11 protein-coding genes are annotated in these 14062 nt (G+C 58.4%); 3 read left to right on the top strand and 8 right to left on the bottom strand.

Annotated features, from left to right (window positions below; genetic code table 11):
- Nucleotides 1-144: 144 nt before the first annotated feature.
- Both KFO72_RS11715 and KFO72_RS11710 read right to left on the bottom strand, forming a co-directional pair.
- On the bottom strand, nucleotides 145-1032 hold the full coding sequence (locus KFO72_RS11715; protein WP_225032154.1) for an alpha/beta fold hydrolase: 888 nt from the start codon (nucleotides 1030-1032) through the stop codon (nucleotides 145-147).
- Nucleotides 1033-1105: 73 nt separating this feature from the next.
- A complete protein-coding gene (locus KFO72_RS11710; RefSeq protein ID WP_225032153.1) occupies nucleotides 1106-1879 on the bottom strand; it encodes an SDR family oxidoreductase in 774 nt (257 codons plus the stop codon).
- 106 nt (nucleotides 1880-1985) lie between these two features.
- Here KFO72_RS11710 and KFO72_RS11705 point away from each other — a divergent pair, with 106 nt between their 5' ends.
- Nucleotides 1986-2420, top strand: a complete 435-nt coding sequence (locus KFO72_RS11705; RefSeq protein WP_225032152.1) for a winged helix-turn-helix transcriptional regulator — start codon at nucleotides 1986-1988, stop codon at nucleotides 2418-2420.
- 694 nt (nucleotides 2421-3114) lie between these two features.
- Here KFO72_RS11705 and KFO72_RS11700 read toward each other — a convergent pair.
- From KFO72_RS11700 to KFO72_RS11680, 5 genes are all read right to left on the bottom strand, one after another.
- Nucleotides 3115-4215 carry a zinc-binding dehydrogenase gene (locus KFO72_RS11700; RefSeq protein ID WP_225032151.1) on the bottom strand — a complete coding sequence of 367 codons (1101 nt, stop codon included), beginning with the start codon at nucleotides 4213-4215 and terminating at the stop codon, nucleotides 3115-3117.
- 733 nt (nucleotides 4216-4948) lie between these two features.
- On the bottom strand, nucleotides 4949-6304 hold the full coding sequence (locus tag KFO72_RS11695) for a sensor histidine kinase (RefSeq protein ID WP_225032150.1): 1356 nt from the start codon (nucleotides 6302-6304) through the stop codon (nucleotides 4949-4951).
- A 1119-nt stretch (nucleotides 6305-7423) separates the two neighbouring features.
- Nucleotides 7424-8155 (bottom strand): response regulator transcription factor, encoded by a 732-nt coding sequence (locus KFO72_RS11690; protein ID WP_225032149.1) that lies wholly within the window; start codon nucleotides 8153-8155, stop codon nucleotides 7424-7426.
- A gap of 10 nt (nucleotides 8156-8165) precedes the next feature.
- A complete protein-coding gene (locus tag KFO72_RS11685; RefSeq protein ID WP_225032148.1) occupies nucleotides 8166-8960 on the bottom strand; it encodes a MipA/OmpV family protein in 795 nt (264 codons plus the stop codon).
- Nucleotides 8961-9290: 330 nt separating this feature from the next.
- Nucleotides 9291-9872: a methyltransferase gene (locus KFO72_RS11680; protein ID WP_225032147.1), complete on the bottom strand. Its 582-nt coding sequence runs from the start codon at nucleotides 9870-9872 to the stop codon at nucleotides 9291-9293.
- Between the two features lie 1073 nt (nucleotides 9873-10945).
- On the opposite strand from KFO72_RS11680, the gene KFO72_RS11675 reads away from it, so the two are divergent.
- Together KFO72_RS11675 and KFO72_RS11670 are read left to right on the top strand one after the other, a co-directional pair.
- Nucleotides 10946-11737 carry an alpha/beta fold hydrolase gene (locus tag KFO72_RS11675; protein ID WP_225032146.1) on the top strand — a complete coding sequence of 264 codons (792 nt, stop codon included), beginning with the start codon at nucleotides 10946-10948 and terminating at the stop codon, nucleotides 11735-11737.
- 143 nt (nucleotides 11738-11880) lie between these two features.
- Nucleotides 11881-12981: an NADH:flavin oxidoreductase/NADH oxidase gene (locus KFO72_RS11670; protein WP_225032145.1), complete on the top strand. Its 1101-nt coding sequence runs from the start codon at nucleotides 11881-11883 to the stop codon at nucleotides 12979-12981.
- A 140-nt stretch (nucleotides 12982-13121) separates the two neighbouring features.
- On the opposite strand, the gene KFO72_RS11665 is transcribed toward KFO72_RS11670, so the two are convergent.
- Entirely contained in the window at nucleotides 13122-14030 is a 909-nt protein-coding gene (locus tag KFO72_RS11665; protein WP_225032144.1) for a polysaccharide deacetylase family protein, read from the bottom strand.
- Nucleotides 14031-14062 lie beyond the last annotated feature (32 nt).

Here is a 14062-nt window from a genome sequence, read left to right as displayed (position 1 = left end):
CGGGCTTGTACCCGCTGGAACTCCACCTCTTCACGGCGCGCGTCAACTACCGTTATCACGCTGTCGGGGCACAACGGTTTAATTCGCAGGCGTGGCAACCACAACTTATAGTAGAAAAGCGTTGGATCAACGTAGCAACTTTGTCTATGGAGTCTTGCGGGCCTGATTCGTCGCAAAGAATTGAACCAGGACGCTCGCCAGCAGCTTTGGCTTTCCATTCAGATCTTCGTTCCATGGCGATGAGTGGTCGGCTCCAGCGAGTTCGATACATTCGCAATACGGTAATGTCGCCCTCAATGCGACGAGTGCCTTCTTAAGATAGTCCGGACTCCTGCTTCCACCGATCAGTAGCACTGGGGTACTCACTGCGCGAAGATCGTGTAGATGCTCATTCATACCTGACACGACATTGAAGTCGTAACGCATCGCGGGGATCAACTCCCTTAACGAGGCATACGAAGTCGACCGACGATCATCGACGCGCAACGCGCTTGCCGCAACGAGCCGAAGAAGCCGATGAGGCACAAACTGCAAAATCCGGGGTCCCAAACCGACGATTCGCATCGCCGTGGCGAGCGCGTCGTCCAGTCGTTCGCGTTCAACCTGCGTATTAAAGCGCGCGACGAGGTGTGTCGCCATCCCACCAAGATAGAACGGTGGCTCGTACACTGCTGCGCGTTCGACCGGTATGCCTCTTCGGAGGCTTTCAAGAACTATCACCGCTCCGGAACTCAACCCGAAGAGGAATTGCGCGCCCGTATGCTTGAGAAGGACGCGAATGTCGTCGACATCTTTTTGAATCGAGTGTTGAGCGTCGTACGGACGCGGGCTCAATCCCCGTCCGCGCCGATCAGGGACATGGACGGTGAATCTGTCGGACATCGCGAGAGCGAGCTGATGGTAATTCCGTGCGGTCCCCATCGCACCCTGAACAAGGACGACACCGGGTCCATCACCAAATGACTCGTATCCGATTGACGTACCGTCGGACGACGTCAGCCGCCCATTTACAATCGATGTTTCTAATTGCATGGCTGCTTTTCATATATCCGACGCGAATCACATGCCGGAGGGGTAGCACTGTAGCTTCCCGATATTTTCGTCTTCAGACGCTGGAGGATCGCGGACGGCCGAGCTTCACCATTTGCCGAAACATGAATTGCGGCGCAACGCGGCTGGCGATCTTCAGTACATTGCTCAGGCCCGGACGAATTTCTCGCTTTCCAGCTTCAACACCGTCGATCGTGTGTTTAACGAGGACACAGACATCCATACCTTTCTCCCCCTTCATTTCCTCGGCGAACTCGCCCCGGAACAACGGTGTCTCGGTGGCGGGAGGAGCCAATTCGACGATCGACACGAACGAGCCTTCCAGTTGCGCCCTCAGACACCTTGTATATGCGTGGATCGCAGCTTTGGACGCACTGTAGATCGGAGCCGCGGGAAAAGGAACAAACGCGAGGCCAGACGATACATTCACTATCAAGCTGTCTTTCCGACGCAAGAGTAGAGGGAGAAACGTTTGGACCATCCAGATGGTGCCGAGCAGATTTCCGTTTATCTCGGCTGTCAGATCGTTCAATTGATATGGCTGATCAAGCTTGATATTGCGCATCGCGCCCGCGTTGTTCACAAGGGTATCTAACAGAGGAAAACTGACTGACACCTTTTGATACAGCAACTGGATACTCGTCGGATCGCTAACGTCGCTTTCGAAAACGTGTAGACCTGGTACGGCTTGTCGTGCAGCTTCCAGCCTGTCGCGATTGCGTCCGGTAACTATCACGCTGTTACCCCGCGCGATCAGCTGCTTCGCCAACTCGAGGCCTATTCCACTGCTTCCCCCCGTTATCAACACGGTGCGTCCAATCAGTTTCACCTGTCATCTCCAGTTGAATTGAGCATTGACGTAGTTTGACGTGCATACTTTCAAAGAGGAAGAAGGCACTCGAAAGTCAGATACTTACCAAAAGGAGAGTGTGAACATGGGACGAGTTCCCGCATTTACCAAGGAACAGGTTGCAGCCGCGCAGTACTACGCCAGCCTAACACCGCCGATTGACCTTGATCCGCGGATTGGTTCCCTGGTCAGAGATTTAATAGGTCGCGTCGCCGACAAATGGACGATGTTGATTCTCGACGTCCTTGCGGAAAAGTCGCCGCTTCGTTTCAGCCGGCTCGGCGAACTGGTCGAAGGTATCAGTCAGAAGATGCTCACCCAGACCTTGCGCACGATGGAGCGCGATGGGCTAGTCGTGCGCACTGTGTATCCGGTCGTGCCGCCGAAGGTGGAGTACAAGCTTACAGACCTGGGAATTACTTTGGGCGCGGCGTTTTGCGGCGTATGGGTTTGGGCGGCCAATAATCTGGATGCGGTCGAAAAGGCACGCAACGCCTTCGACGCTGGAACGACACAATGAACGGTACGCGTCGATGACCGATCACCGCTTCTTTGCGTACCGTTGATCTAAATTTATTTGGTGAGCGTCGGCCCGCCTGCTCGAAGGAGAACGCGAAGACGCAGGAAGTGGTGGAGTCTCGTACACGTTGGTCGCGCGAGGACGTTGACGCCCCTGCCGGCCTGCCGTCTTTGGCAATCGTCCCGAGCGGCTCGCCCCTCTCTGGGATTATCGACCTACCGACCAACCTCACTTCGCGAGTTGCTGCGCGATGAAGAACGCTGCCCCGGCGGAGCGTAGTCGGCTCCGTCGGGCATGCCAGTGAACGCCAGGAGGACATGGGCACATCGGCGGCCACGTCGAGGATCACGTCGACCTCAGCGTTGCCGACGCATGCCGCGAGACGCACTGAGTCGTCGGACAGAAGCTCGTTCGTGCCAACCTGAAGCAAGCTCCGCGTAAAGCCGCTCGGGTGGGCGTGTACGGCTGGGCGAGCAATGGACTTTTCGTATTCCGGCCCACGAGGCGCATGGTGCACATGGCATCGGCGTGTCCCATACCTTCGCGCGTGACGAATGGCTCAGTACCTTCCTTTGTAATCATCGTCGCTCCGTGTCGGGTATGGTATCCGGCCCCGGAGAAAACGCGACGGGCGCGGCAGGTAGCGGCACTCCGGCGTCGCGGGCAAACGGCGCACCGTAAGAGTGCTGATCGACTAGCCATGAGTATATTTTCGCCTGTAAGGTCTTATCACGACCAGCGAGAGCGGACCAGCGTTATCGGCCGCGAAGGCAATCGCTTCGTTGGCATCGTCCAAAGAAAATTCGGTCACGTTGAACTTTGTCAGGCTGACCAGCCCGGCACGAATCATTGAAACCATTTGTGGGATCGCCACACGCGGGTACATCCATTGACCTCGAAGCGTGACTTCATTGTGCATAAGCCAGGCATATGGCAGTGCAGGCTCGTCCTCTCCGGTTTTCCGGACGCCCCCCATAAGCACGAGGCGGCCACCACGCCTCAGTGCCTTCGCACCCGCCAGTACCTGCGACGCGGACGCCCCACGGGGCAGTATGTCCAACACGAGGTCTACCTCCCCCTCCGCGAGTTCGCGGATTCGTTGTGTATCGTCCACGTCTCCCGTCATGCGTGCGCAACTCACTCGCGGACCGAGCTGACGAGCCAGTTCATCGAGCTTCTGCTGATTGCGACCAGCGGCCACAACTTTTGCCGCACCCATAGCGAGCGCCGCGACGACTCCGGCGCTGCCGAACCCCCCGGTCGCCCCGTTAACGAGCACAGTGTCGCCAGGCTGCAGCTCTCCAGCGACCAGACCGCCGAAGGGCACCAGCAATTGGCTCAACGCGCACCATTTCCCCGCATCGCGCTCTTCCAGATCGCCAATAGCAGTGACATTCTCGGTCGGCACCAGCATCTGCGTCGCAAAGGAACCGTGGTGATAGAAGCGATGCAGAGAAAGGGCCGACGCATTACGTGCGGTCCATCCTTGCAGGATGGTGTCCGGGTTAATGGCATTGTCACGCGCGCGAATTGTCGGGTCACAGTAGACCCAGTCGCCAACTGCGAGCCGTGTGGAATCCCGACCCACCGCACGAACCAGGCCTATGGCGCCCGCACCCGGTACGAGCGGAGGCTCCAGCAGGTAATTCCGGGCGCCGGAGAAGACGCCGTGTGCATAGCTCGCCACTCCTGTCGCGACGACGTCAACGATGATTTCGCCGGTTCCGATAACCGGATCGGGTAATGTTTCGATGGAGAGCCGAGTACCGAATGCGTTGAGAACGGCAGCTTTCATTGGAGCCTCGCTGTATGTCAGGTTAAGTTCACGAGAGTTGTTTGAGGGTCAACGTGAATTTCGGAAATACGTCCGCTCGCAAGTGTCGTCTGCGCCCCAGCCGCGAATCAGTCTGGCGTAAAGACGCAAACTCGTGCTGGAAATGAATCCGCTGCCCCGATTGGCATTCGCGCAAACGACTCCATTCGTCATCACTTCGGTAGCACGTCAGGCAATGTGCCGGGCATCACCTGAAACAGCGTTCCAGGGAGCTTCGTCAGTTGGCGGGGCATCAATGCCTGCATCACCACTTCCTACGACTTACCCAATATCTTCGACCATGTCACGGCGCTACTCATATCCCACCGGCTTCTGCGACTCCGGGAATCACGACTGCTTCCCACGGCTCGATTCCCAACAGTCTCACGGCTGCCTTGATGAGGCGATGCGCATCGAGGTTCTGCAGACAATCGCTGCTGATACGGATGCTTTTCCCACAACCCTCACGCTGGCATGGCACACACGCAGCGGTCCCCTGCACCAGATAAACATTCCCCTTCTGCCCGGAACCGACGAGCTTCCATGGGGGTACATCCCGACCGTCCTTTCGTCCAGGGCCCCGTCGAACCGGATTCGGCAACGGGCCCTGCAGCTTTAATGAATGTACCGCGGAGGTGCTCAGTAATACATCACCTATCCGGCCCGTGCATATGACGAGAATGGCGCGAGGAGCCAGCGGTTCGACAAAAGGCGGTCATAACCAGATAGTGAACCGAGTTCCAATCGAAAGCGGGCTCACTGTCAGGCGCCAATCGTGCACCGTTGCAATTTCCTTGCAAATTGCCAATCCCAGGCCCGCGCCATCGTGCCTTGCATCGGGCGCGCGCCAGAATCGCTTGAACAGAAACGGAAGATGATCCTTAGGGATGCCAGGCCCTTCGTCGGAAATTTCGATCGATATCCCGTCAATCGTCAACAACACGATGCCGTGGGCTGGGGAGACGTTGATCGCGTTTTCGACGATATTCTTGAGGAGGATGAACAACGCGCTTCTGTCCGCCCAGATTGACGGTGCCGTGTCGCGCTCGTCCACACTTAACGTCACCTGCTTTGCATCGGCCTTGCGAGCCAGATACGCGATGACATCGTGCGCTATGTCGACAATGTTGACTTCGCCGAATTCGAAGTTCTGTGCTTCGCTGACTTCGGCCAGATGTAGCAGCTGTCGAACCTGCCTCGACATCAGGTCGATTTCGCGGAACAAAAGATCTCTTTCCTTGATCTCCGGCTGCAACTCGATCTGCCCGCGGATCAACGTCAGCGGCGTTTGAAACTCATGCGCGGCAGCCGCAAGAAATTGCTGCTGAACCAGAAAGCCGTTCTCGAGCCGTCCGAGCGCCTCGTTGAAGGCATTGATCAACGGCTTGAGCTCACTTGGAATTCGATGGGTCGAAAGGCGCGTCTTCAGATGACGCGGCGTTATCTGCGCCGCGGCGTCAGACGCGTCCCGCAACGGCTTGAGCATGCGGCGGATCGTAAGCAACAGCACAATGCCGAATATAGCGATTGCAACAAAAAAAATGACCCTGACCGTCGACGGAATCGGTTTGACCTTTGCACTGACGAGTACTTCTATGAACCTGGCACTCGTCGCGGTCTGCACGTAGAACTCGGACTGTCCCCGCAATACCCGGCGCGTCGCGATCGAAAACCGCCGTCCATCGACGTCCGCGTGGGCTATCTTGCCAACGTCCGCAGAAAGGTTGCCCGTCGACCACGGACCGTCTTTTTCTGCTCCAGCCGATGCCAGCAGGACGTGCCCCTGCCCGTCCAGTACACGATATTTGAGCTCGGTGGGTGCAACCTGAAACAGCCACGCTTCCTGATCGGGAAGCTCCACATCGCGGGGAAAGCCCGAATCGTCGAACCGAATTCCATCAATCACCCTGGCGAGACTCTCCATCTCTTCACGCCGACCTAGAGTCTGCTCCGGGTAGTGATCGAGAACATAGATCACCATCCCGGCAAGCACGGTCAGGCTGGCTGCAAGCGCGACGACGGTCGTCACCCACAGCCGGGCCGACAGACTTTGAATCCAGTGATTGAACATGACGGCTCCGTGGTTGAAGCGGGATAGATTGCTGCACGATGCGAGAAAACTCATTTCGGATGACTCGTAGGCGACATGGACCGGTCGCTCTTGCGTGCCAAGGATACGAGCACGCCGCCAGCGTCCGGCCAGAAAACGGAAGCCGGTGCATGGCTTGTCCTGATCACCTTCGGTGCCGCGACCCGGGTTCCCAATCAGCCGGTAAACCCGATATATATTTAGGCATTCGAGACTCCGCAGCTCGCCCCGGCTAGCTGCGTCGGGCCAGACCCGGCGAGCAATTTCCACCGGACAGCACCTCGCCAGACGCACTCGTAAAAGTCGGGACATCGCGTAGCTATTTTTTCCGCGGGCGGCACAATCTTTCCCTCGAACGCAAGTGCGCGCAACGCATAGTCCAAATCGAAACCACGAAAGTGAAATGACGCTCCAGTTCCGCCTGCCCATACAGGGCCGCCCGGCGCGCTCAAGCACACTCCTTGTTCCTGGCCGCACTTCGGTTGCATTCCTTTCAGCCATAAGCCTCGTACAGCGACTCTCCGACGCAGACACCCCACCAAGCTCCAGTGGGTCAATTCGGTCGAATTGGTCGGGATCGTAAAACCGGGATTCCCGGTTCCGGTCTGATCGGTGTACGCCCCTTTTGCCCCGTAAAAAACGCGCATGCAAACTTGCCGACAAAAACATGCGGCGAGCAGGCAAAGATTGTTACAGTCGCTTCCGGAAAGTCAGTGAACAGGATGGAGCTGACTTTATGGGAGTTTGACTTACCGGTTACTTACCGATCTGGGAATTACTGCAGGCTGATCTCCAGTCGGACGTGCAGCAAGTCGCGCATCTTCCCGAAAAATGGCGCCGTTGATGTGCTCAACTGCCGGACCCGGTGCGTCATCAGATCGATCTCGCAAAACAGCAGTTCATTGCCCTCGATCCCGGTTGCAACGCGATCTGACCTCGGATCAAGGTGAGCGGTGGTTGCAGTTCGTACGCAGTTGAGCCAAGAAACTGCTGCTGCACCGTGAAGCCGTTTTCAAGTCTGCCGAGCGTCTCTTTGAAGGCGATGAGATACGAGCACGTCGCGGCACGCGGCATCTCGCTCGACTACCAGAATCAGTTGTTTCATACGCCCCTCTTTCGCGATAGATGTTGGTCGGGCACACCATCCAGTCCATTTTCGTGATCGGCCTGCAGCGCGAAACCTGTGCCACGGATGTTCGCGAGCCGCGTTGCGGCGCCAAGCGCCGTCAGCTTCTTGCGCAGCCGGTGCAAGGTCACTTCCAGCGCATTCGGTGTGACCGCCTCCCCCAAGCCCCAGGCGGCATGCTCGAGTGCCGCGTGCCGCACGGTCCGGCCAGCGGCCTTGACAAGGCACAGCATGATCTGCAATTCGGCCTGCGCGAGCGTGACCGTCTCGGCGCCGCGGCGCATCGCGCGCTGCTGCGGGTCCACGGTGATGTCGGCGAACGACACGACCAGTTCCGCCAGCATGGGCGGCCGGCGCATCAGCGTGCGCACCCGGGCGACCAGTTCGCTCATCGCAAACGGCTTGGTCACGTAGTCGTCGGCGCCGCTCTCGAGGCCGTCCACGCGGTCATGCAGCGCATCGCGCGCCGTCAGCATCAGGCAGGGCGTCATCTGGCCTGCTGCGCGCAGCGCGCGCAGGAAGGTGAGCCCATCCCCGTCCGGCAATCCACGATCGATGATCAGCACCGCATAGTCGCCCCGGCTGACGCCATAGCTCGCCTCGGAGACAGTGGAGAACAGATCGGTTTCGATCCCCGCACCCAACAGGGCCTGGCGCACCATCGCGGCCAGGCGCTGGTGGTCTTCGATCAGTGCAACTCGCGACATGATGCAGCGCTCATTTGAATTGATACAGGTAGCCAATCTTGACCTGCGGAATGTACCGCCTTCCGACGATCGGGCTGTCGGTAATGCCGCTGCTGAGATGAGATACGCCGAGGTCGACACTCACTGTCTGATGGCGGGCCAACCTGTAGTCGACCCGCGTGCCGATCGACGTATTGTAGGCCGCCTTGCCAGTGTATTCGGGCCGTCCCGCCCGCACCTCGGATGGTCGCACGCCGTAATAGTAGTTAACGTACTTGCTGCTCAGCCAGTCAACACCGGCACGCGGCTCGATCGACCAGTTGCCCAGATCGAAGGATTTGCTGAACTCGAGGTTGGCCATCTGGCCTTTGTTACCGCCGAGCAGGTAATCGCCCGATAGTGTGCCGAATGCGGTTTTCCACGCGAGCGCCGGACCGTACCAGAACGCGCCGTTGCGATTCTCCATGCCGTTCAGGATCGGCGCGTCGGATCCCTTGTACCCACCGAAGACGTCGAACTTGCCGCGCAGCGCGAAGGACACCTCACTCCACTTGCCGACCTTCAGGTCCACCGTGGTGCCGAAGGCGTGTATCCATTTGTTGTCCAGGGAGATCAGCGGAATCGGCGACACCCGGCTGCTGTCGCCGCTATAAGGCGACGACTCGATGCCCACCGCCGCACCGAGGCCCCAATGTGTCACATTGGTCGCATTGCTCAGGATGGTGAAGCCGTTGTCTTCCTCGGGGGGGGCTGCGCTGACACCGTCCGCCCAGGCTGCGCCTGAATACAAAACGGCCGATGTGACAGCCAACAGCAGTGGATGCATACGACAAAGAGTTTTTATCACAGTCGTTTCTCAAAGTGGAGGGGTGGGACGGAGCCGACTTTAAGACCGACCGACTTACCGGTTACTTACTCATCAGAAGGCGGATGTTCCTGACGCGGAAGCTAAAATCCGCAGGCGTCAGCCATGCGGTTTCGAGCGCGTATGAGCGGGCGCTTCCGTTCTCTGTGGCATTCTCGCCTTCGCATTGATCGCGAGGTTCAATTGCGGCGTCGCCTGGACGACGTGTCGATCCGTGGCTGAAAAGTGGATGTCGCGCAGTGAAAGAAGATGACTGTGTTTTCGTCTTCCCTTGCCTCCTGAACATGAATCTCAGACCCGAGCGATGTCGTCGCCGTCCTTGACCGTCCAATGCCGACCGGGCCAGATGTAGAGGGCAACGGTCCCGCTTAATCCTCTCCGGCGAACGGCCGACGCCCGGTGCTCCCGGAACAGGAATGTGTTGGTCACGACGAAGGTTCCTGGCCTGATAGCCTTGTCAAGGAAGTCGCCCAGCTTCGCCATCACGCCCGGCATCAGATAACAGACGATCGCATCGGCGTTGCTGGGATCGCTACAAAAGAAATTCCCCCAAGTCAGCGACACGTTAGGCAGGTGGTGCGTTCTCAGGCGCGATACCAGATACGGAAATAACGATATCTCCATGCCCTGGACGGACGCCTCGGGGAATGCTTGAGCCAGCGCAACGACGAGCGCGCCCCATCCGCTTCCCAGATCAACGATCAACGCGTGCTTTGGCAGCTTCGCGTGCTCGAGCAACGCGATAATGTCGTCCACTTCCGATCCTCTTGATGACAGCGCCGGCACGCCTGTCAATACAGCTGGGATCAAAAGGGATGCGCCGACGAGCAGGGTCAGAAGAACGGCAAAATACGGAACAAATGAGGCCGTCATGATATTGACTCAACTGCGAGGCGGGACGCGAGGCAACGACAAGTACGATGCATGCTGGCTCCCCGTCACGGCCGTGCCCGATCCACCGTATAGAGCGGAATCGCGATTGGGATGAGCAGCGAAGTGGGCGACAGCTGACTGCCACCCGCTCCGGTAGCCGGAGGAAGCACCAATGAAGTGAGCATCAGTGACGCCGTGGCAACACCGTGTGCCGAAATCCGCAGCAGGCTAGCATCGGCAGCTACAGCCGATGCTAGCAGCCCGCTACATGGCCGGGACCCCTCAACACCCATATTGGGATCGGGCCTACTCTGTTCCCCAGACGGAATGTCCGAGACGATAGCCCTGTCGCTTTCGGGGATCGGCGACGTTGTCGAAATATTTGCCGGAAACGCCCCCAAAGGGCTCCCGCGATGCGCTATTGAAGTTGGCTCTTGATCGGGCGAAAAGTAGCACAAGTTTAGGAGCACTCGACTTACCGCTTACTTACCAGGATGACAATCTGCCCAGCAGACGGAGATCAGGCCGGTAAGTGTAAGTGGCGCCTCCTGTCTCAGGAGTCTTGCAGGCCTGAATCATCACAAAAGAATCCGAGCCGGAATGCTCGTTACCACCTTCGGCTTTGCTTTCAGTTCTCGTTCCTTGGCGACGAGTGGTCGGCTCCAGCGCACTCGATTCATTCGCAAAAAGGTAACGTCGTCCTCAACGCAACGAGTGCCTTCTCAAGATAATCAGGACGTCACCTGTGTTTCCGTCGTGCTGGAGTGTGCCGACGCCATGTGAGAACCGATGCATCGGAGGTGCCCGCCGTCACCGAGATGACATCGACGATTGCGACGTGTCAAGTTTGTCCCGAAATGCAAAATCAATGTCCCAAAATATCAATCGAAAGAAAGCGGGGACGGTAGACTGAGCCGCGTCCCATCAGCCGGGACAGCAATAGAATTGGAACAGCCGGGGGCAGGTTCGTCTTTGGCAGCACACCGGACTTCGCGTTGGTGAAGTCGCGTCGATGCCGGTTGGTCATATTCGCGAGTCTGTATCGGCGCAGATCCGCGGGGAACGCGGATCGGATGTCCGAGAAATATGGCGCAATGTATTGCCTGCACGCCGGTGCGTTCCGAATGGTTAACGCTAGAGGTCTATCCAGCATGACAAATTTCGTCTTCGTTCACGGTGCTTTCCACGGGGGTTGGTGCTTCGATAAACTCCGCCCTTCTCTGGAAGCTGCCGGTCATCGCGTGCTGACACCCACGCTAACGGGCGTCGGGGAACGCTCTCATCTTTCGGCGTTGGGGCCGATTAATCTGGACACCCACATCCTCGATATCGTCAACCTCATCAAGTGGCGAGACCTCGACAATATTGTGCTCTGCGGCCACTCGTACGGTTGTCTCGTCATTACCGCGGTTGCCGACCAGTTGCACGACCGGATCGCCTCGCTCGTTTATCTCGACGGCCCGCTCCCGGAAAAAAGCGGCGACTCGCTCTTTTCATTGTTGCCCAATCTGCTATTGCCGTTCACAGAACTCAGCGCGTCGCTCGGCGGTACGCAGGTTGCAAACTGGCCTTCGAAAGTATTCGGTGTCGGCGAGGAACATCAGGCGTGGGCCGACTCGAAACTAACGTCGCACCCTTTGGCTTGCTTTACGCAGCAACTGTCTCTCACCGGCAAATTCAGGAAAGTACCGAAGAAGGTATTCATCTACAACTCGAAAGACATCGGCATCCCAAGCCCTATCCCGGAGTGGTACGAGTCCCAGCGCGATCTTCCTGAAACCCACGTCTATTCATTGGACGGCGGGCACGACCTGATGATCGACAAGGCAAGCGAGGTTGCGGAGATATTGCTGAAGCATGCGTGAGGCCGTCGAGCGGCGACCGCTCTTGCAAGGAGTTCCGGTTCAACGGGATTTGTCTCGCCGCCGTCCGTCCTGAAGCGCTTCTTCGAAATCAACCCCACCCCACGGATATGGACGGCGCCCAGCAGGCGCCACACGGAGCTCTTATGAGTCGCCCCCTCCTGTTTACACCGACCCAGATCGATAACCTGAAACTAGACAACCGCATCGTGATCGCCCCAATGGCCCAATATTCGGCCGAAAACGGGCAGATGAACGAATGGCACTTGATTCATCTTGGGCAACTGGCGTGCTCGGGTGCGGGACTGCTGACGATCGAGGCGACAGCGGTCACGCCCGACGGGCGCAACACCCGCGGCGACGTAGGGCTCTATTCCGACGACTGCGAGGCTGCCATGGCGCGAGTGCTGCGCGGCGTCCGACGCTGGTCAGACATGCCGATCGGCATTCAGCTCAATCATGCCGGGCGAAAAGCGTCGCGGCAAAAGTCGTGGGAAGGCGGTGCACAGGTTCCGCCTGGGCAGCCGGACGGCTGGACGACCTATGCGCCGTCACCGCTCGCGTTTACGTCCGGCGAGATGCCGCCGACTGCCCTGGACCGCGACGGTCTCGCGGCAATCCGCAACGCGTTCGCTAGCGCAGCGCGACGCGCATCGCGGCTTGGCCTCGATTTCATCCAGATTCTTGGCGCGCATGGCTATCTGCTCCATGAGTTTCTCTCGCCTCTCTCGAATCAGAGAACGGACGAGTACGGCGGCTCACTGGAAAACAGAATGCGGTTTCCGCTGGAAGTCTTCGAGGCGGTGCGGGATGTGTTTGCGCATGACCGCCCCGTGACGATGCGGGTGTCCGCAACCGATTGGGTGGAAGGCGGTTGGTCCGTCGAGGATACGATCGCCTTTGTCGACGCATTACAGGTGAGAGGCTGCGCCGCTATCAATGTCTCGAGCGGCGGATCGAGCCCCGCACAGCGAATCCCGATCGGACCCGGCTATCAGGTTCCTCTTGCACGCGCGGTAAAACAGGCGACCACACTGCCGGTTATCGCCGTTGGCCTGATCACCGACTTCGAGCACGCCGAAGCTATCCTCAGCACCGGAGACGCTGATCTTATTGCGCTCGCGAGAGCCGTGCTGTACGACCCGCGATGGCCCTGGCATGCCGCCGCTCACTTCGGGGTTCAAAGCAAGGCACCGAAACAGTATCTCCGCTCTCAACCCACCCGGTTGCGCAATCTGTTCGTCTGAGTCGTCTAGCGGGGAGACTGCCCCGATGCAGCAACTGGCATCCTCAGTTGCATCGGCGGTCCGCTTCAGTCTTCGTGCCGCAGGCCCTCCAGCTGCGGCACGTACAACCGTACAACGCTACCTGAGCTCACCTCCGGTCTTCAACGAAGCTTCGCATTCTGCAGCGCGTAGTTCACTACTTCATCGTGACGGGCAAACCATACGCCGTCAGGCAAGCTCTTCGCGTACCTGATCAGTTCCTCGACAATCCAGATGCGCGAGCGATTCGTGATCACGTGCGGATGCATGGTGAGCTCGAACAGTCCCCCCTCCGCATACGCGGCGTCCAGTTCCCGCCTGAAGATGTCGAATACGTCCGAAGGCGGCGTATAGGGACGTAGCCCCTGAAATCGATGCATCAGGAAATAAACGGCATCGTCGCGCACCCAGTCGAACGGGATTTCGACCAGCCCGGTAGGCTCGCCATCCATCTCCAGTTCATAGCAGTCATCGTCGGCGCCCAAGGAGGAGTCGTAGGAAAACCCAAGCTCCCGAAGAATCTGCAGCGTATTTTTTGAAAAATCGCCCGACGGCGAGCGAAAGCCCGTCGGACGCTTGCCGGTAATCTCTTCAAGGGTGTCCATCGAGCGCCTGAGCAGGTCCCGTTCGTCGGCAAACTCCAGCTTCGAGTTGAGCTCGTGGATCCAGCCGTGCACGCCGATCTCGTGTCCAGCGTCCACGATGCGACGCTGCTCGTCTGGATACAGTAGCGCCGAGACGGCAGGCACATAGAAGCTGACAGGAACGCTGTACTTTTCGAGGAGCGACAGGATGCGCGGTACACCGACCCGATTTCCATACTGCCCCCACGAAAGACGGTTAATCGAACCGCCTCCATCACGCAGCTCATTTGTTTCGTGATCCGAATCGAATGACAGGGCGACAGCAACCCGGGCACCGCCTTTCCATTTATCCGGACGCAGACTGCGCCCCGCACGAACGTGGGTCACGATTCGTCGCCACTCCTGCTCGGGCCATTGCCAAGGTTGCATCGTATTTTGATCGCTCATCACGGACTCTCTATCTGCGTGTCGCGCAGTTT

Origin of the sequence: Paraburkholderia sp. XV (genome assembly GCF_020177535.1) — a bacterium.
Lineage (GTDB): Bacteria > Pseudomonadota > Gammaproteobacteria > Burkholderiales > Burkholderiaceae > Paraburkholderia > Paraburkholderia caribensis.
The sequence above is the reverse complement of the archived record's forward strand: the minus strand, read 5'-3'. Positions and strand labels throughout refer to the sequence as shown.

What these genes read in the sequence shown, in the direction of transcription:
- KFO72_RS11715 (WP_225032154.1), bottom strand. Translation starts at nt 1,032, where the DNA reads ATGCAATTAGAAACATCGATTGTAAATGGGCGGCTGACGTCGTCCGAC.
- KFO72_RS11705 (WP_225032152.1), top strand. Translation starts at nt 1,986, where the DNA reads ATGGGACGAGTTCCCGCATTTACCAAGGAACAGGTTGCAGCCGCGCAG.
- KFO72_RS11700 (WP_225032151.1), bottom strand. Translation starts at nt 4,215, where the DNA reads ATGAAAGCTGCCGTTCTCAACGCATTCGGTACTCGGCTCTCCATCGAA.
- KFO72_RS11695 (WP_225032150.1), bottom strand. Translation starts at nt 6,304, where the DNA reads ATGTTCAATCACTGGATTCAAAGTCTGTCGGCCCGGCTGTGGGTGACG.
- KFO72_RS11690 (WP_225032149.1), bottom strand. Translation starts at nt 8,155, where the DNA reads ATGTCGCGAGTTGCACTGATCGAAGACCACCAGCGCCTGGCCGCGATG.
- KFO72_RS11685 (WP_225032148.1), bottom strand. Translation starts at nt 8,960, where the DNA reads ATGCATCCACTGCTGTTGGCTGTCACATCGGCCGTTTTGTATTCAGGC.
- KFO72_RS11680 (WP_225032147.1), bottom strand. Translation starts at nt 9,872, where the DNA reads ATGACGGCCTCATTTGTTCCGTATTTTGCCGTTCTTCTGACCCTGCTC.
- KFO72_RS11675 (WP_225032146.1), top strand. Translation starts at nt 10,946, where the DNA reads ATGTCCGAGAAATATGGCGCAATGTATTGCCTGCACGCCGGTGCGTTC.
- KFO72_RS11670 (WP_225032145.1), top strand. Translation starts at nt 11,881, where the DNA reads ATGAGTCGCCCCCTCCTGTTTACACCGACCCAGATCGATAACCTGAAA.
- KFO72_RS11665 (WP_225032144.1), bottom strand. Translation starts at nt 14,030, where the DNA reads ATGAGCGATCAAAATACGATGCAACCTTGGCAATGGCCCGAGCAGGAG.